A 24889-nucleotide genomic window follows, 5' to 3' on the forward strand; every position below is an offset into this window, starting at 1 on the left:
GTTTTCTCTATTTAGAATAATACGTTTATTTCTTTATAAACTTTCGTTTCATAATTTTTCCTTCAGATTCTAATCTTAAAAAATAGATACCACTTGTTAAACTCGAAACATCTATAGTGGTGTTAGTCAGTTTCATATTAAGTACACGTTTTCCGTTGATATCAAAGATTGTTGCAATTTTGTCAACAACGTTTGTTTGTGTTTTAATGTTGAGTTCATTTCCAACAGGATTAGGATATATACTAACATCAACAAGTGTTTCATCGATAACGCTAAGTGCAGAACCCTCTGTAATATTGTGAGTTGTATTTGCGGCTGGATTGTCAATAACATCGACTGTACCAGATGGCCAATAAATAGTGATGCTATCAATATTTGCAGATGTACCAAGACCAAAGTGTGTGGTTAGAGAACTCATAAACTCAAAACCTTCACCACTTCTTACATCGCGTATCTGAGTACCTAACACGGTTTCTATTTCAATCCTAGCACCAATACCATTAATATTACTTAGGGTTCCGATGGTATTAATCTTTACCCAATTGTTAGCGTTGGTATTATTTAAATGAATATTACCACTGCGAAAAACATCTAAAAAACCATCGTTATTAGTGTCTCCAATAGCTCCTGTTGGTGGCATATTGGCTGAATAATTGGTGAATGTAAAATCTCCATTATTAAATAAAATATCTCCGTTAGTTAAAACGTCTATGTAACCGTCATTGTCAAAATCCGCAGGCGCATTTTCTATTCCCATTTGTGCAGCTAAAACTCCAGAACCAGCGGTAACATCTGTAAACGTACCGTCTCCATTATTTCGCATCAGTTTTGAGTCTCCATTAGTACCACTACTTGCACCAACATAGACGTCCATATCTCCATCGTTATCAAAATCTGCCCAAGCAGAAGACCATGTTTGTACATTATCTCCGAGGTTAGACGAATTATCATGTCCAACACCAGGATAATTAGTGTTGTACCAACCATTACTATCGGCAACGTTTACAAATACTCCATTACCATCATTTCTCCATAATTCATTAGTACTAATGGTTGTAGAACCACCTCTACATTTTGCTATGAATAAATCCATATCTCTGTCATTATCATAATCAATCCAAACCGTACCATAGTTCCCACCTCCAGGTGTTAAGCCTAAACCATTTGGAACGACTCCAGGACTTTGACCTTGAAAGAAATTTAAGTTTCCTGAGCCATCATTAATATAATAGACATTGGCTTGCACATCATGGCAAACAAAGGCATCTAAGTGACCATCGTTATTAATATCAACGAAGTTAGAACGTTGCGAAAACACGTAGTCTGGTCCTGAAATTTCAGTATAACCTGTACCAGTATCATTGGCTTGCATGAAGGTAACACCAGATCCGCCTCCATAGACTAAATCATTATAGCCATTACGATCAAAATCACCAGCAGCTAAACTCCAGTTTGGAGAAAAATCTGCATTTGGTGTTGCGATATTAGCCATATTAAAACCACCAGAAGCTACTTGATAATGTACATTGATATTGCTAGCACTTACTGAAACCACATCGTCTAAAAAGTCGCCATTTAGATCCACAAGAGCAATGTCATAGGCACCAGTTGTATTAATCGGATTTGCAGTAAAGGTTATAGGAAAACCAGACGTATCAACACCTGTGGTAAAGCTTGCATTTTCCCAATTGCTAAAACCACCTGCATTACAGTTGGCTCTTACATAAACCGTATAATTTGTTTCAGGAGAGAGTCCATTTAGGTTATTAGAATTGATATTTAAAGTCGTTCCAGATGTTGGTACTGCATCTGTTGTTAGTTGAATTACAAATTCCCAAGAGGTTTCAGATCCACCAGGCGTCCAGTTTACCGTAGCACTTGAAGAATTAATATTACTTATAGATAACCCATTGACACTTGGACAAGCAGGCGGCATGGAAGACGTAATTAAAGGTGAATTAATGCAAAATCCCCAACCAAATGAGCTATTGTCATTGTAATGAATTCTATATCTAAAACCAGTTAATTGCGAATTGGTAAAAGACGTAATATCTAAACCAGGGCTGGTATGGTTGGTGGATGTACTAGCACAAAAATCAACTTGACTCGAAGAGTTATCATTAAGGACATTTCCCCAGTTTATCCATGCGCTAGCATCACTATCCCAGTATTGAAGCTGTAAAGATTCATTCTGAAAAATATTAAGTACATATGGAAAAGTTACTGTTATTTCAGTTTCATTAGCCGTAAAAGCAGCGTTAAGATCAATAATCGGAGACTCTGCGGCCACATAATTTATTGAAGCACCACCTGCGAGGTTATCATCAAACGAGAAGGATCCGTTTGCAGAGGTTGTTGGGTCTTCATCGAGATGGTCTACGTCGTAAGTTCCTGTTAGTGACCATTGGGTATTTGGCCAATTTGCTGATTGATTTAACTCTTGTGCGATGCTGTAAGCACAAATAAAGTTAAAAAGTACAGTAAGGAGTAATAGTTTTTTCATATTAATTATTTTAATTACAATTTGTGTCTAAGGAGTTGATCCATGCTTCTATAAGTTCTACGCCTTCTACATGAACAATGGATCGCGATAATAAAGGCATTCTATTTGAGGTCTCCGTAGAGTTTAATCTATAGTGCAAAACTGAGTTTCTGGCGTCACCAGGTTCTACAATATGTCCAAGGTCAAATCCAAGATCTGTATCAGCATCGACGCATACACCCATGTTGGTGAGGTTGTCTGTATCAGAATAATCTAAGCGTAATGGTCTGTAGGCACAGTGCGTTTCTTCTGAGTGGCAATGTGCACAGTTAATATCTACATAGGCTCGTACTCTATTTTCAAGCGACTCACCAGTATCGTAATAATTTGGCATTGTTGCTATGTTATCAGGAAGTGTGTTTTCTAAATAACCAATACTGACCCACTTATCTAATTGGTTGTCAGCTCCATCATCGTAGTTATAGGTTAAATTTAAATTTCTTGGTTTAGGACCAATCGGTTTTGAGACTTCCATTACTTTATGGCAGGTGTGGCATTCTGCGCCTGATGGAATTCTATATTGTACAGATTTCACTTCATTATTTTGTTGCCATTGCACATCTACGAAACTACCATTCATATCTAAAGTAGCATCTAATTGTTCAGCGTTCCATGTGTAATTTGCAAAAATCCAACCAGTTTCTTTTTTTATTAAGAGTCTAGTTTCTATAATTTGCGTGTTATTTGCTGGTAATACATTGTCGTAGTAAAAGCTCTTTATGATGATGGTGCCAACTGGGAAATCTAAGATTTCAGCGTCACTAACAAATGTGGCTTTGCTATTATTGGGCATCCAGATAAAACGTTTTTTCTTAGAATAGTCGCTAAATAGCGCAGAATTTAAGTCGTAAGGAAGCACACCAAATGTGGGTTCAAGATTTTTTAAATCTCCTACAAAGAAACCATAGTCCGAAAGGGATTGAAAAGGCATTCCTTCTAAATCAAACAGTACATTAGAGCTAGAGATAATATTAATCGTTACGGATTCTGTGGCGCAATCACCTGAATTAGTGCATATGGTATATTCAAAATTATCTGTACCAACAGTATTAGAATTAGGGATGTATTTTATAAAATCGTCACTTGGATTATTGGGTGTATTGTTAAGATCTATAATAAAAGCATTTCCTTTTGAAGGATTGCTTATGGTGAGTGTACCGCTTGTAGGAATGTACAAATCATTTGCGAAGATGAAAATTTCACTTTCTAAATTTTGAACCACTGTTATTTCATCTGCGTTTGTCTCAATAAGTAATGGTGTTACGCCATCATCTTTATCGCAACAAAACAGAATCAAAAAAGGAAATAAAAACAGAACGTATTTTTTTCTCATTTGCACTAATAGATATCACATTTATAAGACAATTAAGTCCTTAAAATCCCTACCCTTAATGTCAAGAATAGTTGATAAATCTAAGGCTTTTTTTATTAATTTAAATGTGATAGGTTGTTAAAATAGCACTATTGTTAGAATTATAACAAAAAAGCTCATTTAAAGAAGTTGTATTTTAAGAGTAAAAAACGGTTAAAAACTTTAAATCTTGCCTATTTATTAATTTTAAAATACAAGTAGATAAGCGATATAGGTGCAAATATTACGACTAGTTATTTCCAAGTCTTTTTAAAGTAATCTTAATTATAATTATCCTTTTACTTTTTCATCGATTTTGGTCGGTAATATGCTAAATCCCATATTATAAAGTGTAAAACCAAAAATATCGGCATATTGTTCTATGGTTTTACTTACTGGAGTCCCAGCTCCATGACCTGCATCTGTTTCTATTCTAATCAGGGTAGGATTGTTTCCTGTTTGTTTACTTTGTAATTCTGCCGCAAATTTAAAACTGTGTGCTGGTACCACACGATCGTCATGATCTCCAGTGGTGACCATTGTTGCAGGATATTCGACTCCCTTTTTCACATTATGAACTGGCGAATAGCCCTTAAGATAATCAAACATTTCTTTGTTATCTTCTGCTGTACCATAATCGTAAGCCCAACCAGCACCAGCGGTAAACGTATGGTAACGTAACATATCTAAAACTCCAACAGCAGGTAAGGCTACTTTCATTAAATCTGGGCGTTGCGTCATTGTTGCACCGACCAATAATCCTCCATTAGACCCGCCTCTTACCGCTAAGTAATCTGAAGATGTAAAATTTTCTGAAATTAGGTATTCTGCCGCAGCAATAAAATCATCAAATACATTTTGTTTTTGAAGTTTTGTGCCTGCATCATGCCACGCTTTTCCATATTCTCCACCACCTCTTAAGTTTGGTACAGCATAAATGCCGCCTTGTTCCATCCAAACAGCATTAGCAATACTAAAACTTGGTGTTAGACTGATGTTAAATCCGCCATAACCATAGAGAATGGTTGGATTTTTTCCATTGAGTTCTAACCCTTTTTTGTGCGTAATTATCATAGGTACTTTGGTGCCATCCTTAGATTTGTAAAAGACTTGTTTGCTTTCGTAATCTTCTGGATTAAAGTCAATACTTGGTTTACGGAATAATTCTGAAGTGCCTTTTTCTATATCGTATTTATAGATACTTCCCGGAGTGATATAATTAGCAAATGAATAGTATAATACTTTTTCTTTCTTCTTAGATCCGAAGCCACCAGCAGTTCCTACACCTGGTAATTCAACTTCTCTAATGAGTTTTCCTTCATAATCGTATTGCAAGACTTTAGAAACAGCATCAACCATATACTTGGCAAAAAAGTAACCTCCACCAGTGGATGGACTTAAGACATTTTTAGTTTCAGGAATAAAATCTACCCAATTTTCAGGGCTTGGATTTGAAGCATCTACCGTTACAATTTTTTGGTTAGGTGCATTCAAGTTCGTCATAATGAAAAGCTTAGAACCTACATTTTCTATAATATTAGAATCAGAATCGGTATGACCAAGTATTTCAACTAAAGGTGCATTAGAAACTGTTAAATCCTTTATATATAGTTTATTGCCCGAAGTGGATACACGAGGTGTAATCACTAAAAAACGATCATCTTCGGTAACACCACCATAGATATAACGGTGTTTTTCTTGAGGTGTACCACCATAAATTAAGGCGTCTTCAGTTTGTTTTGTACCTAATTTGTGATAATAGACTTTATGCTGATCGGTTTTTGCAGATAATTCGCTACCCTTAGGTTTATCATAGCTAGAATAATAAAAACCCTCGTTTTTATACCAAGACATACCACTAAATTTAATGTCGACTAAGGTGTCTTCTACAATTTCTTTAGTTTCCGTATTCATCACTAAAATTTTTCTCCAGTCGCTTCCTCCTTCAGAAATAGCGTAAGCTAAAGTTTTTCCATCTTTAGAAAAACTAGTGCCACCCAATGAGATAGTGCCATCTTCTTTAAATGTATTAGGGTCTAAGAATATTTCAGCAGTATCCGGATCATCACCTGTTTTATATCTATAAATCACATATTGGTTTTGTAACCCATCATTTTTGTAGAAATAGGTGTAATCTCCTTCAACGAAAGGGGATCCCATTTTTTCATAATTCCAAAGTTTTGTTAAGCGTTCTTTTAAAGCGTTGCGATATGGAATGTTGTCTAGGTAGCCAAAAGTAACTTCATTTTGAGATTTTACCCAACTTTCGGTTGCTTCGCTTCGGTCATCTTCTAACCAACGGTAAGGATCTGGTACAACTTCGCCAAAGTAAGTGTCCGTTGTATCTACCTTTTGAGTTTCTGGATAATTTATAGTCGTTGTATTCAAAGTTTTAGTTTCGTTTTTACAAGAGGTAAAAATAGAAAGTACAGCAGTAACAAAAAGTATTTTTTTCATAAACAGTTTTTTTGAAAATAAAACAATAGTTCTCTCAAATATAAAACATTAGCGAGTAGTTAATTAGTTAAGTTTTAAAAAACTTCTCAAAAATTGAATTGATGATGGTTATAAATACCACAACATTGCTCTAACAAGGTGGAGCTAATAGCTGTTTTTGAAATTATTTATTACTGCTTCTAATTTTGTTAAACCAAATTGTGTTTTATAAGATATTCCGCAATTTGTATGGTATTGGTCGCAGCTCCTTTTCTTAGGTTGTCGCTAACTACCCACATATTTAATGTATTTGGTTGCGAAGCATCGCGTCTTATACGACCAACAAAAACATCGTCCTTGCCATTAGCATACATTGGCATTGGGTAGAGGTTCGTTTCTAAATTATCTTGTATAGTGACACCATCTGTGTCCATTAGTAACTGTTTAACATCCTTGATATTAAAATCATTTTCAAACGCTACATTTATAGATTCGCTATGTCCACCAGCAGTTGGTATTCTTACCGCAGTAGCAGTTACCGCAATAGTGGAATCATTCAATATTTTTTGAGTTTCTCTAACCAATTTCATTTCCTCTTTGGTATAGCCGTTCTCTTCAAAAACATCGCAATGCGGAATGGCATTCTTATGAATAGGATAAGGATAAGCCATATCTCCTTCTTTACCTAAAATTTCATTTTCCATTTGTTCAACCGCTTTAATACCAGTACCTGAAACGGATTGATAGGTAGAAACCACAATACGTTTTATTTTATATTTAGCATGAAGCGGAGCTAAGGCCATTACCATTTGTATGGTAGAACAGTTGGGATTGGCAATAATTTTATCGTCTTTAGAAAGTTCTTTTGCATTAATTTCTGGAACAATTAATTTTTTAGATAGGTCCATTCTCCAAGCCGAAGAATTATCAATAACCGTTGTACCAACATCTGCAAATTTTGGTGCCCATTCTAAAGATGTTTTACCACCTGCAGAAAATAGTGCTATATCTGGACGCGCATTAATTGCAGCAGGAATACTTATCACTTCAATTTGCTTTCCTTTGAAGCTTATTTTTTTACCTACAGAACGTTCCGATGCCACTAATAATAATTCATCAGCTGGAAAATTTCGTTCTTCTAAAACATTGAGCATTACACTACCTACTAAACCTGTTGCACCTACAATGGCTACTTTCATAACAAAACTATTTAAGGGTTTAAAATTATAGTATTTCTTTAAGTAAAGGAGGAATTAAGTCTTAAAAATGTGATAAAAATTAGGGCAATTAATTATTGGTTATGCAATAATAAATACCATAAAAAGAGAAACCCAGACCTTTACAGTCTGGGTTTAGTTAAAAATAATAGTGTAGCGATGATGCTATACGTGTTTTATTTTTTTAATGAGTCTCTGATTTCCATTAAGATATCAAGCTCAGAAGGTCCTGCTGGAGCTGCCTCTTCTACTGGTTTTTTAGTTTTGTTATAAGCCTTTACAAGCATAAACATTACAAGTCCAACTACAAGCAAGCTAACGATAGTATCAATCCATGCACCATACTCTACTGCAGCAACACCTGCTTCTTTAGCAGCGGCAACTGTAGCGTAAACTTCATCTCCTGGAGTCCAGAACATGTCAGAGAAACTTTTTCCCCCAGTTACTAGGCCTATGAGTGGCATAGCAATTTTTGAAACAAAACCGTTTATAACGGCGCCAAGAGCACCAGCCATAATTACAGCAACGGCAAAGTCAATAACGTTGCCTGTCATAATAAAATCTTTAAATTCTTTTAACATGATTTAATGTTTTTAATTAGTTAGTTAATGTGTTAATAGGATACAATATAGTTAAAAAAGTCACAAAACATAAAAAAAATACTTTTTAGTATATAATGCTGCGTGTTACACGTTGCGAAATAGAGGTTAAAATTTCGTATGAAATGGTGTTAGCACCTTCAGCAAAGGCACTGGCTTTATAAATGTTATCAAAGATAATAACTTCATCTCCTTCGTTACAATCTATATTGGTAATGTTAACCATAATCATGTCCATACAAACATTTCCAATAATTGGTGCTTTATGTTTATTTATAACTACAAAGCCTTTGCCGTTACCATAAATTCTATTGATACCATCTGCGTGACCAATTGGTATGGTTGCTGTTCGTTCAATGCCTTCAGCTTTATAAGCTCTATTATAACCTACAGTTTCATCTTTTTTAATCGTGTGAATTTGAGAAATAAGAGATTTTAAACGTGCTATCGGTTTTAGATTTTGGTCTTCATCAGCGGAATTTCCAAAACCATAAAGACCAATGCCACAGCGCGCCATATCTAAATGTGCTTCAGGATAATTTATAACACCAGATGTATTACAAAGGTGCAACCAAGGTTGATAGTTTACTTTATTTTGAAATGTTTCCGAAATCGTTTTAAAGGTCTCAATTTGAAAATTTGTGAAGTTTAATTCCGCAGTATCTTCACTTGCTGCCAAGTGAGAAAATAAAGACTTTGCAATAACAGAGCTTGTATTTTGGAGTTTAGAAACAATGGCATCAATATCACTTTCTCCAAAACCCAAACGATTTAAGCCTGTATTAAATTTTATATGAACAGGATAGTGTTTTTGATATTGGCCTTCGGCAGTTTTTATAAATTCGTTTAAAACATGAGCACTGTAGAGGCTAGGTTCTAAACAACGGTCAATAAGCGTTTTAAAATTGATAGATTGCGGGTGAAGTACCAAAATAGGAGTCCTAATCCCAGCATCTCTTAAGGCAACACCTTCTTTGGTATAAGCCACAGCAAAATAATCTACATTAAGCTTTTGGAGGTGTTTGGCAATTTCTACCGCATCACTTCCGTAAGCAAAAGCCTTAACCACAGCTAAAAATTTGGTCTGTGGTTGTAATTTAGATTTTAAATAATTGAAGTTATGTGTCAGCGCACTCAAATCAATTTCCAGAACAGTTTCTTGTGCTTTAGACATTTTGATTTTGGTCTTTAGCATCTACTTCTTCCGCTTCATTTACTTTGAGTTGCCTTATTTTATCGCGATGCATACATTTATAATAAGCTGCTCGACTTAACGGTTCGTATTCGTCAACTTCACCGAGTAATACTAATTCTTCGCTTAGTGCTTTTCTGTAACTGTATTGTGCTAAATTTCCAGTTTTTGTGCAAACAGCATGTACTTTAGTAACATACTCTGCTGTAGCCATGAGATTTGGCATAGGTCCAAATGGATTACCTTTAAAATCCATATCTAAACCAGCCACAATAACACGAATACCTTTGTTGGCTAAGTCGTTACAGACGCGCACAATTTCATCATCAAAAAATTGCGCCTCGTCAATCCCAACCACGTCGCAGCCATCTGCTAAAATAGGAATATTAGCAGCTGCAGGTACAGGAGTGGAGCGTATTTCGTTAGCATCATGAGAAACAACCATGTCTTCATCATAACGCACATCTACAGAAGGTTTAAAGATTTCCACCTTTTGTTTAGCAAATTGCGCACGTTTTAGACGACGAATGAGTTCTTCGGTCTTACCCGAGAACATCGATCCACAGATGACTTCAATCCACCCAAATTGTTCTTTCTGATTTACTGTATTTTCGAGAAACATTTTGTAATTTTAGCACTAAATCGAATACGATATTCGATTCTTATAAAGGTCACGCAAATTTATTAAAAATCAAAAGTAAAACTTACGAAAAGCACAGAAAGAAATAATATTCTCTTTTTATACCAATAGAGACTTATTTTTTCTTTTGAATTTTGAGAGTAAGAAGCGCTTAAAAATGCGTCATTTTAAAACATAAAAATTGAGATCAAAATGATAAAGAAATTAGAATCAGAGTTAGTTAGTATTGCACATAGGGTTCTAAAGCTAACAGGTAGAGAAGATGTTAATAAACTGCATGAGGAAGTGGCTAAATTATATGAAAAATTAACCGTTCTAAAATTTGCACAAGAAAATTTTGAAGATGATATGCCAACTATAGGTAATGATTCTTCGTTTTTTGATATGTTAGATACGGCCTTTAATAATAAAGTAAGTGATAATATTGAAGTGGAGGATAAAACCTATGTCAATTTAGATGAGATTGAAGATGATGGTATCATGGAACCTGTAATGATGAAAATTAAGGATATGGTAGCACATATGCCAGAAGAAACCGAGCCTGTAGATACGCTTTTAGAAAAGGCTTTACCAAATGAAATAAAAACATCAACATCATTAGAGTTTGAAACGATTACATCTGGCTTTGAAGAGATTCCGGAGTTTGAACCTATTGAAGAAGCTCAAAAACGCGAAGCAGTATCACAAAAGAAATCACTTAATGATAAGCTTAAAGGGAAGCGTTTAAATATTGGTCTCAACGATAAATTGGCTTTTATTAAGCATTTGTTTGAAGGTAAAAATGAAGATTACGACCGCGTAATTTCTCAAATTAATACCATACATTCTTTAGATGACGCTCGAAAATTAATTATAGAAATGGTAAAACCAGATTATAATAATTGGACAGGCAAAGAAGCATACGAAGAGCGTTTTATTGAGATTGTTGAGGGTAGGTTTAATTAGTTTTTATTGATATTATAGTAATGAGTAAACTTTACCTCGTTCCAACACCAATAGGAAATTTAAAAGATATCACCTTTAGAGCGGTTGATGTTTTAAAGGAGGTGGATTTAATTTTGGCAGAAGACACCAGAACTTCAGGAAAACTTTTAAAGCATTTTGAAATCACTACCCAAATGCAAAGCCATCATATGCATAATGAGCATAAAACAGTACATGGTTTAATTGAAAAACTAAAAGCAGGATTAGCAATTGCCGTTATAAGTGATGCTGGTACGCCTGCCATTTCAGATCCTGGATTTTTATTGGTGCGTGCTTGTGTAGAAAACCAAATAGAAGTGGATTGTTTACCAGGTGCAACAGCATTTGTGCCAGCTTTGGTTAATAGTGGACTACCCAACGATAAGTTTGTGTTTGAAGGATTTCTTCCTGTTAAAAAAGGAAGACAAACCAGGTTATTACTACTAGCTGAAGAAACTAGAACCATTATTTTTTATGAATCTCCTCATAAATTAATTAAAACGCTTGGGCATTTCTGCGAGTATTTTGGTGAAGACCGACAAGTTTCAGTATCGCGAGAAATAACCAAACTCTACGAAGAAACGATCAGAGGAACAGCAAAAGAAGTTTTAGAGCATTATACCAGTAAACCACCTAAAGGAGAAATTGTTATTGTGGTTGGAGGGAAGAAGTGATTGTTTTTTTAAAAAACAATATTGCCTATATTTTGTTTATAGATTAAACAATAATGGAAGAATTACTTAAAGAGATTCGAAGCTGCACCATCTGCAAGGCACATTTGCCATTAGCACCTCTGCCAATTCTAAGTGCGCATAGAAATGCTAGGATTGTGTTATTAAGCCAAGCACCTGGCAGAATAGCACACGAAAAGGGAAAAGCTTGGGACGATCCAAGTGGACGACAACTAAGAAAATGGTTGAATGTTACAGAAGCTCAATTCTATAATCCAGAAAATTTTGCCATTGTACCTATAGGATTCTGTTATCCAGGAAAAGGAAAAACAGGCGATTTACCACCAAGACCAGAATGTGCTCCGCAATGGCACAAAGCTTTATTAGATAAAATGCCTAATGTAGAATTGGTAATATTAATTGGTGCGTATGCGCAGAAATATTATTTAAAAGATAAAGCAAAACGAACGCTAACGGAAACGGTTGGTGATTACAAAGACTATTTACCAAAGTATTTTCCTATTCCGCATCCATCACCAACTAATCGGTTTTGGAGAAGCAAGAATCCTTGGTTTGAGGAATTGGTGGTTTCTGAGTTGCAGAAAAAAGTAGAAACGTTATTGATAGTGTAAAAAACCCACCAGAACCAGAAATAGGGTCATAAATTAAACTACTTTTCATTTTTATTGATCGTGTTATTTGATAATAAACCAAAAAACTTCTTTACAGGAAGCTTACTAAAAAAATCACCTAATGCTTCAATCTTTGGGTTAGATATAGACTTAAGTTGATGTACCATAACCAATATCCATATCAGGAAAACAATGAAACAACCACCAATTATCAAAGCTATAATTACAGATGCAGATTTAAATATTTCCATTATGATTTTATTTTTGAGCTAAAGTAAATCATTCAATTAGTGCCTATTAAGACATGAAAAAATGATTTTAACTTTATTGTTGAAACCAAGGTATCATAAGTGCGGGAATAAAAAAAGGACAGTAAATTTCCCTTTTATCCTTAAAAGGAAAATCTCGCCTTTTATGGCGAGATTCAATCTAATTCATTTAATAATCAAGATTCCTGCCTTCACAGGAATGACAAATTAATACTGACTCCCGTCATGCTTACCAACCTCAAAACCATGTTTTCCTAAATATTGGTTTCCACTTTCAACAGCTCCTTCTTCAATATTAGTTCCCATAGAATCATTCCAACGGTTTAAATAACCAAATAATGAAATTACGCCAAGTATTTCTACAATTTCGCCTTCATTCCAATGGTTGTATAAACGTTTTTTAATATCAGCATTTACTGCATTTGGCACCTGTGAAGCGGCTAGGCTAAAATCGAGCGCAGCACGTTCTGCATCCGAAAAAGCAGGATGTGTTCTGTATTCCCAAATATTATCGAGTTGTTCTTGTTCTGCACCATAACGTTCCGCAGCCCTAATCGCGTGTGCTTGGCAATATCTGCAACCAGTAGAATTACTACTTACCCAAGCAATCATTCGTTTTAAGGCTGAGGTCACTCTGCCTTCATTGGCCATTACAGCTTTATTTAAGTTAATAAATGCTTTACTTATTGCAGGTCTGCGCTGCATGGTTAAAACGGAATTTGGGCAAAACCCAAGGGTTTCATTAAAGAATTCAGCCAATTCTTTTGTTTCTAAATCGTGCTCTGCAGATAACGGAGTTACTAATGCCATATTCTAAGTTAAAAAGTTATAAATGTCTAAAGTACTTAAAGTCCACACGCATTGCAACTAAACTTTACAGTTTTATAATCTTTTTAAACCTAGAACTTCTTAACTTTAGGCACTCTAAGTACTTATAACTTCAAAACTCAATTACATGGCTGATAAAATCACAACACACTGGCAAGGTGGACTAACCTTCGAATCTGATAATCCAAGTGGAAAGTCTGTAATTATAGATACAAACATTGAAGGACAAGACGAACGTTTTGGCTTATCACCTAAAGCAATGATGTTATCCTCTTTGGCAGGTTGTTCTGCGTTAGACGTGATTTCTACATTAGATAAAATGAAAGAGGAAATAGATGATTTTAAAATAGAAGTGTCTGGAGAATTGACAGAAGAGCATCCACGATATTACCATTCTGTTGTGGTGGATTACCATTTTTACGGTTCAGATTTAAATAAAAAAAAGTGCGAACGTGCAGTAAACCTTTCTGTTGAAAAATACTGCGGAGTTATGGAGATGTTTAGACGTTTTGCTAAGGTTGAAACTAATATTATTTATCATATAGCGACGAAAAGATGAGATTAGATGTAGAACAGTTTTCCCCTTTTGGGAAATCGAAGATTTAATGAGATATTAATTTAAATAAAAAAACCGAGTTAATTAAAGGGGCTTTTTTTTATGCGTTGGACATTAAAACCAAAACCAGAAACATCAAAAGTTGAAGACTTAAAAAAAGCACTTCAAGTAGACGATATCGTTGCGACTTTGTTGTTACAACGAGGCATTGATACTTACGAAGCTGCCAAAACATTCTTTAGACCAAGTTTTAATGAGCTTCATGATCCATTCTTAATGAAAGACATGCATAAAGCCGTTGCACGAATCGAAAAGGCCATTGAAGATGGTGAAAACATTTTGGTATATGGAGATTACGATGTCGATGGAACTACTTCTGTGGCTTTAATGTCTTCCTATTTAAAAACACGAATCGATAGTGTTGCAACTTATATTCCTGATCGTTACGACGAAGGTTATGGTGTGTCTTACAAAGGCATTGACTTTGCCGATGATAATGATTTTTCATTAATCATTGCTTTAGATTGTGGTGTTAAGGCAATAGATAAAGTCGCTTATGCTAAAAAAAAAGACATAGATTTTATTATTTGCGACCATCACAGACCAGGAGATAAATTACCCGAAGCCGTTGCGGTTTTAGACCCAAAACGAGACGATTGTGAGTATCCTTTTAAAGAATTGTGTGGTTGTGGTGTTGGTTTTAAACTCATTACAGCATTAGCTTCAAATGAAGGTCAAACGGTTGAAGATTTAGTAGAATATTTAGATTTAGTTGCCACAGCGATAGGTGCAGATATTGTTCCTATTGTAGAAGAAAATAGAGCACTTGCTTATTTTGGTTTACAAGTCATTAATACCAATCCAAGACCAGGAATGAAAGCCATAATTGCCGAAGTTAAAAAGGATGAGTTAACGATTACAGATGTAGTTTTTATAATCGCGCCTAGAATCAATGCAGCGGGCAGAATGAAGCATGGCAACCATGCTGTAACACTTTTAACAGAAACTGATTTTAATTTAGCAGCAGAATATGCCGTAGATATCGACCAATTTAACACAGACCGTCGAGAAACTGACAAACGCATAACTGAAGAAGCTTTAAATAAGATAGAAGAAAATAACGAAAAAGAAGGATTTACAACCGTTGTTTACGATGAGACTTGGCACAAAGGCGTTATTGGTATAGTGGCTTCACGTTTAATAGAAACCTATTATAGACCAACTTTAGTGTTTACCAAAAGTGGAGACAAACTAGCAGCTTCGGCACGTTCTGTTTCAGGTTTTGATGTTTATAATGCGTTGGAAGCCTGTTCTGAATATATTGAACAATTTGGTGGCCATAAATATGCTGCAGGATTAACTTTACTTCCAGAAAATTATGAAGCCTTCAAGGCAAAGTTTGAAAGTGTTGTTAAAGAAACCATAGACCCAAAATCATTAACGCGAGAACTCAAAGTTGATTTAAAAATAGAATTAGGGGAAATCAATGATAAATTAATGCGAATCTTAAAACAATTCGCGCCTTTTGGACCAGCTAACATGTCGCCAACCTTTATGTCGCAAAACATAAAAGATACAGGTTACGGAAAATGTGTTGGTGAAGATGATAAGCATATTAGGTTTACAGCCACACAATCTTTTAATGACAAAATTGTCTGTATTGGTTTTGGATTAGGGGACAAAATAGACATCATAAAAGATAAAAAATTGTTCAGCGCAGCATATTCTATAGACGAAAACCATTGGAATGGTAATGTGAGTTTACAGCTGAAGTTGAAGGATATAAAAGCTTAATTCAATCCTGTAGGGTTTCAAAACCTGATAGGTATAAAATATAATTGACTACCTCTTCGTTGATACCACATGAAACAACTAATATTAATTCTTTTCATTTTTTACAGTGTTATTTCAACGAGCCAAAACCTAGTATTAAATCCAAGTTTTGAAGCCTATAATAGATGCCCTTGGCATATTGGAAGATTTGCTGGTAATGTAAAAGACTGGTCGATTCCCAATTTAGGAACTACAGATTTTTTTAGCTTTTGTAGCGAAACCGTTGGTTATAAAAACTATAATGGATTTCAAACACCTAAGGAAGGTAGGTCTTATGCAGGGTTTTATCTTTTTTCACCAGATAACTACAGAGAATATATACAAGGAAAACTAAGAGAACCTTTACAGCTAGGAAAGAGGTATAAACTTACGTTTTATATAAGCTTGGCTGAAAATTCTACAGATGCACTAAAAAATATTGAAGTACTATTTACAGAAGAGTTTTTAGGACTTACTACAGTTAAAAATAAAGAAGAAGGTTCTCTCTTAACTAATAAAAAAAGAACTTATAGAACTATTTCTAAAACGTATATTAAACCCCAAAAATATGCAGAAAATCGTTTTCGACTATATACTTTAGAATCTGAAACGTTTTATAATGATAGAGAAAATTGGATGAAAGTTTCATTAGAATTTGAAGCTGAAGGCTATGAGATTCATTTTTCAATAGGGAATTTTAATAGTAATAAAAAGATTGAAGTACAAGAAATTTTAAGAACAGCAAAGGCTAGACATCAATTTGCATACTACTATATAGATGATATTTCAATAGAGTCTATAGAAAAAGAAGAAGCAAAAGAAATAGTCAAAATTGTAGAAGAACCAATCATTAAAACTAATGAGGTTTATTCTTTTAAACATGTATTATTCAATTTTGACAAAGCTGAGTTGTTAGAAGTTTCTATCGAAGAATTGGATCAACTTTATAACCATCTTAGTGAAAACACAAATTTAAAAATTGAAATTTATGGTCACACAGATAATACAGGATTAGAAACTAGAAATCAAGAATTATCTGAACAACGAGCAAAAGCTGTGGCAGATTATTTAATTTCGCAAGGTCTTGACATTTTTAAAATTAAATCATTTGGATTTGGAAGCTCTAAACCTATTTCAGATAATAAAACTGAAGAAGGACGACAAGAGAATAGACGTGTTGAGTTTAAATTAATAAACAGCTAACCTTTGGCAAAAAATGATCCATACGCAGCACTGCGAATTAAGGAATTCAACATCTTCTTATTATTACGTTTTGCTTTAGTTTTTGGTTGGTCTATGCAATTTGTGGTTATTGAATGGCAAGTTTACGCACTCACAAAAGACCCATTATCATTAGGAATTATTGGTCTTTGTGAATTTTTACCTGCTTTTTTATTGGCACCATTTGCAGGACATATTGTGGATAAAAAGGAAAAACGAAACCTTTTTATGCTGTGTATAACATTATTTTCTTTCATAAGTTTTGGATTGTTTTGGTTAACATCAGAGACCATAGAATCCTCATGGGAAACTATTACAATTTTATACAGTATTTATAGTCTTGTATTTTTTGGTGGTGTTTTGAGAGCTTTTTTTGGGCCAACAATTTTTTCATTAATTGCTTTGCTTGTTCCTAAAAAAATATATCCAAATGCTGCGACATGGAGCAGTAGTACATGGAAAGGTGCTAGTGTTTTTGGAGCTTTATGTGGTGGGTTTTTAATTGCTTGGATAGGTGTACATTATACGCTTGGTATTATATTTTTATTGGTCATGTTAGCACTAGTTTTGGTTTTTCAAATTGATAAAAAACCAATTTTAAATAAAGATGCTAAAGAAACGGTTAAGGAAAGTCTAAAAGAAGGTCTTAGTTTTGTGTTCAATGATAAAGTCATTTTAGGTGCTTTAACTTTAGATATGATTGCTGTTTTATTTGGAGGCGCAGTTGCTATTTTCGCCGTTTTTGCAAAAGATATTTTAGACGCAGGACCCAGAGGTTTTGGATTGTTAAATGCAGCATTATCTTCAGGTAGTATTATTACCATGTTAGCGACAACATACATTCCTATTACCAAAAACACAGGTAAAAAATTACTCATTTCTATTTTTGGATTTGGATTGTGTATGATAGTTTTTGGCGCTTCAAAATTACTTTGGTTAAGTGTTCTCGCACTTTTCTTTTCAGGCGTTTTTGATGGCATTTCTATGGTTGTGCGTCAAACCATTCTTCAACTTAAAACACCAGACAACATGAGAGGTCGTGTGGGTGCTGTTAACTCTATGTTTGTTGGGTCTTCTAACGAATTGGGTGCTTTAGAAAGTGGTATTGCAGCACGAATTTTTGGTGCACCTTTGGCAGTGATGCTTGGTGGTACAATAACCTTAATTATAGTTGTTATTATAGGTGCTAAAAATAAGTCATTACGCGAACTCGATTTACAACAAGATATTTCAGAACATGAAAAAGAAGAAGAGACTTAATTTCTAATACTATTCAATTCTGCTATTAGCTCATCCATAATCGCACTATTTTCTGCACTCAATGGCAATTGATTAGCATTTAAAAGACTTGGACTTTCAAGCGGATTGTCGCTTAAATCATAAAAACGTTCTGTACCATTATTGAGATACATATATTTATGCGTCGAGTTTTTAATAGTGTAATCTTGCGCACCAACAGGACCTCGTTCTGCATATACATAATCTCTTGTTGTTACATTAGAACTGGTTAGCATCTCTTTGAAGCTTTTACTATCATGGATTTCGGAAGTTGAATTACCCGCTAATTCAGAAATTGTAGCAAACAAATCTGTGGTGTTAATTAAAGCATCTTCAATAGCATTGACTCTTGTCACATTTTTACCAGAAATAACCATTGGTACATTCACACCTCCTTGAAATAACGACCCTTTAACACGATTGCTAGCGTATTCTTGAGCCACTTGATTAGGAGTTCCGTTATCTCCAATAAAAATAATGACAGTATTATCTCTTTCTTCTTGGGACATAGAACTAATTAAACGACCCATTTCTGTATCCATAGCTTCGAGCATAGCTAAATAATATGGTAAAGGGTTAGCATCTATACTCGCTTGGTCAGAAGGTAAATTACCTTGAAAATGTAAATCGTTTGGTGGTAAATGAAATGGCGTATGCGCTGCATTATAAGCTAACCATAAAAACCATGGTTGTGTTTGGTCATTAATCCAATCAATAGCTAAATCAGTATATTTTGTTGTTGCATATTCTGCAGACGTTGTTGTTTCTCCGTTTTCAATTAAACTCCAATTTGTATAAGATGGTAGGCCACCACTTAAATTACCTGCGTAATAATCAACACCTATGCTATTTGGATGATTAACATCGTTATTACCTATGTGCCACTTGCCCACAACGGCATGTGCATATCCAGAATTAGTATTATCTAAATATTTTTGTAATGATACTTCTGAAGTTGGCATTAAATCTCCAGCTTCTGTCACATTCGTTCTAAAGCCATATTTCCCTGTGATAATAGTACCTCGTGTAGGTGAACATGTTGGGTTGGACCACAAGTTGTTGAATTTAATGCCAGAAGTCATCATACCTTGTAAATTAGGCATATTTGGTTTTATGTTTCCTATACTATAACCAGGAGTAGCGTCTAAACCCATATCATCTGCTATAACGAGCAATATATTTGGTTTACTGCTTTCAGGATTATCTTCTGGAGTTAAAGAATTGTCATTGCATGAAAAAAGTAATATAAGAGCAGTAAATATTAGGTTGAATTTGTTGGTTCTCATAAAGTTGATTTTATATAAGACTATAGATTATGATAAAGGTTTAACAACAATCTGTAAATGAAGTATTAGTCTTTTTGAAAGACTTTTAATTCGAAATTTTCACCATCAAAAACACCGTAAGTATAATACTGAATCCAGTCACCGAGATTAATATACTTGGATTTTTTATTCAATTCAATTTCTAGAGGTAAGTGTCTATGTCCAAAAATAAAGAAATCACGATGTTTTTCTTTTAGTTTACGTTTACTGTAAACCGCAAGCCATTCGTTGTCTTCACCTAAGAATTTAGCATCATCATCTCCAGAGATCAGTTTGTTTTTAACAGATAGATATTGCGCAATTCGCATACCAATATCTGGATGCCCCCATTTAAATAACCATTTAAAGAATGGACTTATAAAGACTTTTTTCATGCGTTTATAACCTTTGTCACCTGGACCTAGACCATCGCCATGACCAATAAAAAATGAAGTATCGTTAAAGGTAAACTCTTGAGGTTTATGATATACTGGAATACCGAGTTCTTCTTCAAAATAACCATTCATCCATAAATCGTGATTGCCAACAAAATAATGAACAGGAATACCAGAGTCGCTGATTTCGGCTAGTTTCCCTAAGGTTCTAGTAAATCCTTTTGGAACAACGGTTTTATATTCAAACCAAAAATCGAATAAATCGCCTAATAAAAAAATAGCTGCAGCATCGTGTTTTACTTCGTCTAACCAAGCTACGAATTTTTTTTCGCGAGGACGAGAAGCTTCCACTGTTGGTGCACCTAGATGATTATCTGATGCGAAGTATATTTTTTTTCCTTCGGGAATTTTTATGTGATTGGATTTAATCATTATCACTAGCAAACCACTCTGCAAAACTGGTAGCAGTTTCTTGAAGTTTTAAAGAATGTAATTTTATGTTGTTAGGTAAACGTTTCTTTATCTTTTTAGCAAAATCAATCACCATCATTTCACTTGTTGGTTGATAGTTTACTAAGATAATATCATGACCTCTATCAGCTAATTCTTTAGCCAATTCAACGTGAGGTGTATTTTTATTAAACACAGTAGCATGGTCAAAAACATTTACAATCTCTTCCTTTACGATTTTTTTTAAATCGCTAAAATCAATGACCATTCCAAATTTCACATTGGTATTATCGGAAATTGGTGTGCCAATAACTGTGACATCTAATCGGTAACTGTGACCATGTACATTTTTACATTTACCATCGTAACCATAAAGTGCATGACCTGTTTCAAAAGAAAACTGTTTTGTAATACGTATGTTGCTCATTAACGTCTTTTGTTTCGGTTATAGAAATATACAATAATAAGTACTAACCCTAAGATTAGGAATAAGCCATTTCCTCCTAAAAAGCCAAGAATATCCATATTTATAATTTAACCCAATTAATTCATCAAATTTAAGTGTTTTGGGCAAGGGGTTTATACGTTTTTCTGAATTTTATTATTAATGGCAGTCCACGCGCAATAATCCAGAGTGTAAAAGCGAAGAAAATACCATAAAGTTTATAGTCTAAAGCATCTGTCCAAAATACAACAGGAATAAATACTAAGAGTGTTGAAAACAGTAATACGTTTCTTAAGTATTTCATTCTTCCGAGACCTTTAAAAACACCATCGAATATAAAGGCTAAAGCGCATAAGGGCTGCATTAAAAGTATAATCCAAAAGACATTATAGAACTCATTTAAAACATTTGCATCATTACTAAACATACGACCCAAAGGATAATAAAATAGAGCACCAACCATACTTAATATTAAACCAACGATAATTCCATATTTAATAAGTTTATTGCTTAAATCAATTAGGTTTTTATAGTCTTTTGCTCCTAGAAGTTTTCCTGATAAAATATTACCAGCACTTGCATAGCCATCAATTAAAAATGCGCCTAAAAACCAAAGATTTATGGCAATAGTGTATGCAGCGATGTAGTTTGTTCCGTATTTGGTAGCAAAGCTTGTTCCGAAATATAAAGCTACATTTAGTGCAATAGTTCTAATAAATAAATTGAGAATCATTAAAGTAAAACGTTTTATTTCAGGATTAAAAGGGAACTTAACCAATAACGGAATATCAGTTTCTTTCAATAAATAATAAGCTGAAAGTAAAGCCATGATAACTTGAGCAATAACACTAGCATAAGCAGCGCCTTTAATATGCATTGCAGGAATTAAGTCTGCAATACCATAAACAAAAATAATATCTAAGATAATATTTGAAGCAGCTCCAGCAATCGCAATTAGCATTGGATAATAGGTGTTTTGAAGACCTCTAAAAGTTCCGAAAACAGCAATTGTAAATAAAGTAAAAGGGAAGCCAAACACTCTAATTTGATAGTAATCTACACTATAATTTAGAATAGTATCCGATGCATTATAAAATTGAAAAATTTGCGAAGCAAAAGGATAAGTTGCTAGAATAATTAAGATACTCAAAGACGTGATTAAGAAAATAGCTTGAGCTGGTAAGTTTTTTACAGCTTCAAGATTATCAGCGCCTACATATTGAGATACAATAGATGAAATTGAACTACGTGTTTGGCCCAAAACCCAAATAAGCATAGACATAAATGTACCAACAATACCAACAGCTGCTAAAGATTCAGTAGCATTAAAATCCATATTGCCAATAATTGCAGAATCCGTTAATGACAAAATAGGTTCAGACACACCAGAAATTAACGCTGGTATGGCGAGTTTGTTAATTTGTTTTAATGTAATGGCTGTGTTCAAAGGACTAATTCATAACAATGAAAAGGAAATTCACTTTGCTTAGGAAAATAAATATCTCCTAAGCGTTTATAACCACGAAGTTCGTAAAAATTTCGGTTTCTTTTGTTCTGAGAAAAGGTATCTAATCTTATAGAACTGTAGCTGTTCTCTATAGCGTAGTGTTCTGCAAAGTCCATCAACTGTTTTGCATAGCCTTTTCTTTGGAAATCTGGATGAATAGCAAGTCTATGAATGTATATATTGTTTTCATTCTCAGATAACCATTTTATGGGAATGTATTCTTCATCTTTAAAAGTTGAAATAACAATAGTACCAGCAATTTGGGCATCTATTTCTAAGACATAGAGTTCGTGTCGTTTTATATCATTTTTAAAAGCTGATGGATTGGGATAATGCTCGTTCCATTGGTAAATACCTTTGGCTATCATTGTTTTAGCACAAGCTTTTGTTAGGTTCATTATAGCTTCAATATCTATGTCTTCTGCTTTACGAATCATTTATAATGTGTATTTTTGTTCTCAAATTCATAGTTATGAAAACGATACTAGTTCCTGTTGGGTCTTCAAAAAACGCACAATCGCATTTACAATATGCAGTAGATTTTGCAAAAGCATTTGGTGCTAAATTATATGTTGTTCAAATATATAATGTTTATACCAAAGCAGGTACCATGATAAAAATAGATCATATTTTAGAACGTGAGTCTAAGTCATTTTTAGAATCGCATATTTCTTCTATAGACACTAAAGGTGTCGAGATTATTACCAAGACTTTTAAAGGAAAACTAATCGATACGCTCGAAAAAGTTTGTGACGCTTTAAATGTTGATTTAATTATTCTTGAACCTAGAACCAACTCAATTAAAGATGAAGTGTATTTAGGAAAGACCTCTGGGAAAATTGTAAAACGTACACAGATACCAGCTTTAATTGTGCCAGAAGGTTATGTTTACAAACCTATTGTTAAGGTTTTGGTAGCTTTAAAGTCTGCCATTATTAAGAATGAAGGTGTATTATATCCATTGCAAGCTATAAAAAATCAGTTTAAGGCTATTGTTAATATACTTTTGGTAAAAACACCTTATCATAACGAAGGTGATTTTGAACTTATTGATGAGTTTAAAGAAATGATTACAAATACAACAATAGCTGAAAGACCAACAACGTTTCAGGCTGTTTTAGAGCATTATAAATCTAATTCTCCAGATTTATTGTGTGTTGTAAGACGAAAAAGAGGTTTTTTTAAGAAACTTTGGGAAGACGATATAATTTTGAAAAAGGATTTTCACAGTACAAAGCTACCAGTTTTAGTCCTTAGTGGTTTAAAGTAAAGTGTTATAAATTATTTTTTAAAGTATTTCAGTCAATTAAAAACATATGTGTATCAATAATTGAGATACTATAGTGTTAATTTTGATGTTCAGACCCGAATTCTATTATGACTAAATTGCTTAGGTTTAAAATTTTAGTACTTCTTATTACCATTTTCTTTAGTTCAGTTACATCTGTTGAAGCACAGGGTTTTAAAAAAGTAAAAGATTTTTTTACATTCTACCCTAACAAAAGTGCGGTTAAAAAAGATTCTACACGTTACCTTTCAAAGTTTATTTTAGCACCAATTGTTAGCTATTCGCCAGAAACTAATTTTGGTTTTGGCACTGGTGCTAAATTCTTATTCAAATTTAATGGTAGTGGTGAGGAAACTAGAGTTTCTAACATGCCTATTAGTCTTAGATATACTTTAAACAATCAATTTATAATATTTTCGGGCTTTGAGATTTTTACTAATCAAGAAAAATGGGTTATAGAAGGGAATATTCGATTTCAAAACTATCCCAGATTATTCTATGGATTAGGAAGGGATAGCCAAGAAGGAAATGAAGAAGAATATAACTATTATCAGTTGTTGTTAGAGCCAATCTTCTTAAAAAACATGCTTACACGTTATCTTTTTATAGGTACTGGCTTAAGATATAATCAAATTTTTAATACCAAAACCATAGAAAATGGTCTTTTAAATATTCTAAAACCCGCTGGTTTTGATGGTTCAAGATCTGTAGGCGTAGAAGCAGCTGCATTATATGATAGTAGAAACATTGTTTTAAATGCAAAGCGTGGTTGGTATTTTGAATTTACGCATGGTATTTACGATACTGCATTTGGAAGCACACAAAATTTTAATCTCACTCGTTTTGACTTACGTCATTATTTTGACATTTCCGACAAAAATGAAGACGTATTGGCATTTCAGTTTTTAGGACGGTTTTCTAGTGGTGACACACCTTTTAATGAGTTATCGCTTTTTGGTGGAAGCAAAATCTTACGTGGCTATCGTGAAGGAAGATTTGTTGATCAAAATTTATTGGCAAATCAAGTTGAATACAGAAAGCAATTTAAGAATTCGAGACTTGGAGCCGTTGTTTTTGCAGGAGCTGGTGATGTAAGTGATAATATATCTTCATTTAAACTAGATGATTTTCGCTTTAATTATGGTGCAGGATTGCGCTATATGATAGATAAATCTGAACGGTTAAATATTAGGCTAGATTGGGGTTTTGGTCAAAAATCTAATTACCTTTACTTAGGTATTGCAGAAGCTTTTTAATTAGTAAAATGGGGCATTAGCTCAGTTGGCTAGAGCG

General features: G+C 34.0%; 22 protein-coding genes. 9 read left to right on the forward strand and 13 right to left on the reverse strand.

What is annotated here, in order from left to right:
* Positions 1-25: 25 nt before the first annotated feature.
* From AB8B52_RS03155 to AB8B52_RS03185, 7 genes are all read right to left on the reverse strand, one after another.
* Positions 26-2503: an FG-GAP-like repeat-containing protein gene (locus AB8B52_RS03155; RefSeq protein ID WP_406025159.1), complete on the reverse strand. Its 2478-nt coding sequence runs from the start codon at positions 2501-2503 to the stop codon at positions 26-28.
* Between the two features lie 10 nt (positions 2504-2513).
* Positions 2514-3875, reverse strand: coding sequence for an Ig-like domain-containing protein (locus AB8B52_RS03160; RefSeq protein WP_406025161.1), 1362 nt, complete (start codon positions 3873-3875; stop codon positions 2514-2516).
* A 309-nt stretch (positions 3876-4184) separates the two neighbouring features.
* Complete coding sequence (locus tag AB8B52_RS03165; RefSeq protein WP_406025163.1) at positions 4185-6350, reverse strand: prolyl oligopeptidase family protein; 2166 nt, start codon at positions 6348-6350, stop codon at positions 4185-4187.
* Positions 6351-6538: 188 nt separating this feature from the next.
* Positions 6539-7528, reverse strand: a complete 990-nt coding sequence (locus AB8B52_RS03170; protein WP_406025165.1) for an aspartate-semialdehyde dehydrogenase — start codon at positions 7526-7528, stop codon at positions 6539-6541.
* A gap of 194 nt (positions 7529-7722) precedes the next feature.
* On the reverse strand, positions 7723-8127 hold the full coding sequence (mscL, locus tag AB8B52_RS03175; protein WP_406025167.1) for a large conductance mechanosensitive channel protein MscL: 405 nt from the start codon (positions 8125-8127) through the stop codon (positions 7723-7725).
* 85 nt (positions 8128-8212) lie between these two features.
* On the reverse strand, positions 8213-9319 hold the full coding sequence (alr, locus tag AB8B52_RS03180; protein ID WP_406025169.1) for an alanine racemase: 1107 nt from the start codon (positions 9317-9319) through the stop codon (positions 8213-8215).
* On the reverse strand, positions 9312-9959 hold the full coding sequence (locus AB8B52_RS03185; RefSeq protein ID WP_406025171.1) for a thymidine kinase: 648 nt from the start codon (positions 9957-9959) through the stop codon (positions 9312-9314). The genes alr and AB8B52_RS03185 overlap by 8 nt, the downstream gene beginning before the upstream one ends.
* Positions 9960-10169: 210 nt before the next feature.
* Here AB8B52_RS03185 and AB8B52_RS03190 point away from each other — a divergent pair, with 210 nt between their 5' ends.
* The 3 genes from AB8B52_RS03190 to AB8B52_RS03200 are packed head-to-tail and all read left to right on the forward strand — an operon-like array spanning position 10170 to position 12243.
* Positions 10170-10922 (forward strand): hypothetical protein, encoded by a 753-nt coding sequence (locus AB8B52_RS03190; protein WP_406025173.1) that lies wholly within the window; start codon positions 10170-10172, stop codon positions 10920-10922.
* Between the two features lie 20 nt (positions 10923-10942).
* Positions 10943-11614 carry a 16S rRNA (cytidine(1402)-2'-O)-methyltransferase gene (gene rsmI, locus AB8B52_RS03195; RefSeq protein WP_406025175.1) on the forward strand — a complete coding sequence of 224 codons (672 nt, stop codon included), beginning with the start codon at positions 10943-10945 and terminating at the stop codon, positions 11612-11614.
* 53 nt (positions 11615-11667) lie between these two features.
* Positions 11668-12243 carry a uracil-DNA glycosylase family protein gene (locus AB8B52_RS03200; RefSeq protein WP_406025177.1) on the forward strand — a complete coding sequence of 192 codons (576 nt, stop codon included), beginning with the start codon at positions 11668-11670 and terminating at the stop codon, positions 12241-12243.
* Between the two features lie 476 nt (positions 12244-12719).
* Here the strand turns inward: AB8B52_RS03200 and AB8B52_RS03205 are convergent, their stop codons facing one another.
* Positions 12720-13322: a carboxymuconolactone decarboxylase family protein gene (locus AB8B52_RS03205; protein WP_406025179.1), complete on the reverse strand. Its 603-nt coding sequence runs from the start codon at positions 13320-13322 to the stop codon at positions 12720-12722.
* Positions 13323-13467: 145 nt separating this feature from the next.
* On the opposite strand from AB8B52_RS03205, the gene AB8B52_RS03210 reads away from it, so the two are divergent.
* The 4 genes from AB8B52_RS03210 to AB8B52_RS03225 all read left to right on the forward strand — a co-directional run bounded on the left by AB8B52_RS03210 (position 13468) and on the right by AB8B52_RS03225 (position 18189).
* Positions 13468-13899 carry an OsmC family protein gene (locus AB8B52_RS03210; RefSeq protein ID WP_406025181.1) on the forward strand — a complete coding sequence of 144 codons (432 nt, stop codon included), beginning with the start codon at positions 13468-13470 and terminating at the stop codon, positions 13897-13899.
* 99 nt (positions 13900-13998) lie between these two features.
* Complete coding sequence (gene recJ / locus AB8B52_RS03215; protein WP_406025183.1) at positions 13999-15690, forward strand: single-stranded-DNA-specific exonuclease RecJ; 1692 nt, start codon at positions 13999-14001, stop codon at positions 15688-15690.
* Between the two features lie 69 nt (positions 15691-15759).
* On the forward strand, positions 15760-16911 hold the full coding sequence (locus AB8B52_RS03220) for an OmpA family protein (RefSeq protein ID WP_406025185.1): 1152 nt from the start codon (positions 15760-15762) through the stop codon (positions 16909-16911).
* Between the two features lie 3 nt (positions 16912-16914).
* Positions 16915-18189, forward strand: a complete 1275-nt coding sequence (locus AB8B52_RS03225) for an MFS transporter (protein ID WP_406025187.1) — start codon at positions 16915-16917, stop codon at positions 18187-18189.
* Here AB8B52_RS03225 and AB8B52_RS03230 read toward each other — a convergent pair.
* The 5 genes from AB8B52_RS03230 to AB8B52_RS03250 form a co-directional block, all read right to left on the reverse strand.
* Positions 18186-19493, reverse strand: a complete 1308-nt coding sequence (locus AB8B52_RS03230) for a sulfatase-like hydrolase/transferase (RefSeq protein WP_406025189.1) — start codon at positions 19491-19493, stop codon at positions 18186-18188. The two genes, AB8B52_RS03225 and AB8B52_RS03230, sit on opposite strands and share 4 nt — an antisense overlap.
* A gap of 65 nt (positions 19494-19558) precedes the next feature.
* The gene (locus AB8B52_RS03235) at positions 19559-20320 is read right to left on the reverse strand and encodes a UDP-2,3-diacylglucosamine diphosphatase (protein ID WP_406025203.1); all 762 of its coding nucleotides are present in this window, start codon (positions 20318-20320) and stop codon (positions 19559-19561) included.
* Between the two features lie 10 nt (positions 20321-20330).
* On the reverse strand, positions 20331-20783 hold the full coding sequence (locus AB8B52_RS03240) for a 6-pyruvoyl trahydropterin synthase family protein (protein ID WP_406025191.1): 453 nt from the start codon (positions 20781-20783) through the stop codon (positions 20331-20333).
* 130 nt (positions 20784-20913) lie between these two features.
* Positions 20914-22248, reverse strand: a complete 1335-nt coding sequence (locus AB8B52_RS03245; protein ID WP_406025193.1) for an MATE family efflux transporter — start codon at positions 22246-22248, stop codon at positions 20914-20916.
* Positions 22245-22745, reverse strand: a complete 501-nt coding sequence (locus tag AB8B52_RS03250; RefSeq protein ID WP_406025195.1) for a GNAT family N-acetyltransferase — start codon at positions 22743-22745, stop codon at positions 22245-22247. Before AB8B52_RS03250 ends, AB8B52_RS03245 begins: the two co-directional genes overlap by 4 nt.
* Before the next feature lie 35 nt (positions 22746-22780).
* Here AB8B52_RS03250 and AB8B52_RS03255 point away from each other — a divergent pair, with 35 nt between their 5' ends.
* A complete protein-coding gene (locus tag AB8B52_RS03255) occupies positions 22781-23578 on the forward strand; it encodes a universal stress protein (RefSeq protein ID WP_406025197.1) in 798 nt (265 codons plus the stop codon).
* Between the two features lie 107 nt (positions 23579-23685).
* Positions 23686-24852, forward strand: a complete 1167-nt coding sequence (locus tag AB8B52_RS03260; protein WP_406025199.1) for a BamA/TamA family outer membrane protein — start codon at positions 23686-23688, stop codon at positions 24850-24852.
* The last annotated feature ends 37 nt before the right edge of the window (positions 24853-24889 follow it).

This window comes from Winogradskyella sp., assembly GCF_045105575.1.
In the GTDB taxonomy this organism is placed as follows: Bacteria; Bacteroidota; Bacteroidia; order Flavobacteriales; family Flavobacteriaceae; genus Winogradskyella.

Coding starts and splice junctions, on each gene's coding strand:
- AB8B52_RS03155 (WP_406025159.1), bottom strand. CDS start 2,503: ATGAAAAAACTATTACTCCTTACTGTACTTTTTAACTTTATTTGTGCT.
- AB8B52_RS03160 (WP_406025161.1), bottom strand. CDS start 3,875: ATGAGAAAAAAATACGTTCTGTTTTTATTTCCTTTTTTGATTCTGTTT.
- AB8B52_RS03165 (WP_406025163.1), bottom strand. CDS start 6,350: ATGAAAAAAATACTTTTTGTTACTGCTGTACTTTCTATTTTTACCTCT.
- AB8B52_RS03170 (WP_406025165.1), bottom strand. CDS start 7,528: ATGAAAGTAGCCATTGTAGGTGCAACAGGTTTAGTAGGTAGTGTAATG.
- mscL (WP_406025167.1), bottom strand. CDS start 8,127: ATGTTAAAAGAATTTAAAGATTTTATTATGACAGGCAACGTTATTGAC.
- alr (WP_406025169.1), bottom strand. CDS start 9,319: ATGTCTAAAGCACAAGAAACTGTTCTGGAAATTGATTTGAGTGCGCTG.
- AB8B52_RS03185 (WP_406025171.1), bottom strand. CDS start 9,959: ATGTTTCTCGAAAATACAGTAAATCAGAAAGAACAATTTGGGTGGATT.
- AB8B52_RS03190 (WP_406025173.1), top strand. CDS start 10,170: ATGATAAAGAAATTAGAATCAGAGTTAGTTAGTATTGCACATAGGGTT.
- rsmI (WP_406025175.1), top strand. CDS start 10,943: ATGAGTAAACTTTACCTCGTTCCAACACCAATAGGAAATTTAAAAGAT.
- AB8B52_RS03200 (WP_406025177.1), top strand. CDS start 11,668: ATGGAAGAATTACTTAAAGAGATTCGAAGCTGCACCATCTGCAAGGCA.
- AB8B52_RS03205 (WP_406025179.1), bottom strand. CDS start 13,322: ATGGCATTAGTAACTCCGTTATCTGCAGAGCACGATTTAGAAACAAAA.
- AB8B52_RS03210 (WP_406025181.1), top strand. CDS start 13,468: ATGGCTGATAAAATCACAACACACTGGCAAGGTGGACTAACCTTCGAA.
- recJ (WP_406025183.1), top strand. CDS start 13,999: ATGCGTTGGACATTAAAACCAAAACCAGAAACATCAAAAGTTGAAGAC.
- AB8B52_RS03220 (WP_406025185.1), top strand. CDS start 15,760: ATGAAACAACTAATATTAATTCTTTTCATTTTTTACAGTGTTATTTCA.
- AB8B52_RS03230 (WP_406025189.1), bottom strand. CDS start 19,493: ATGAGAACCAACAAATTCAACCTAATATTTACTGCTCTTATATTACTT.
- AB8B52_RS03240 (WP_406025191.1), bottom strand. CDS start 20,783: ATGAGCAACATACGTATTACAAAACAGTTTTCTTTTGAAACAGGTCAT.
- AB8B52_RS03250 (WP_406025195.1), bottom strand. CDS start 22,745: ATGATTCGTAAAGCAGAAGACATAGATATTGAAGCTATAATGAACCTA.
- AB8B52_RS03255 (WP_406025197.1), top strand. CDS start 22,781: ATGAAAACGATACTAGTTCCTGTTGGGTCTTCAAAAAACGCACAATCG.
- AB8B52_RS03260 (WP_406025199.1), top strand. CDS start 23,686: ATGACTAAATTGCTTAGGTTTAAAATTTTAGTACTTCTTATTACCATT.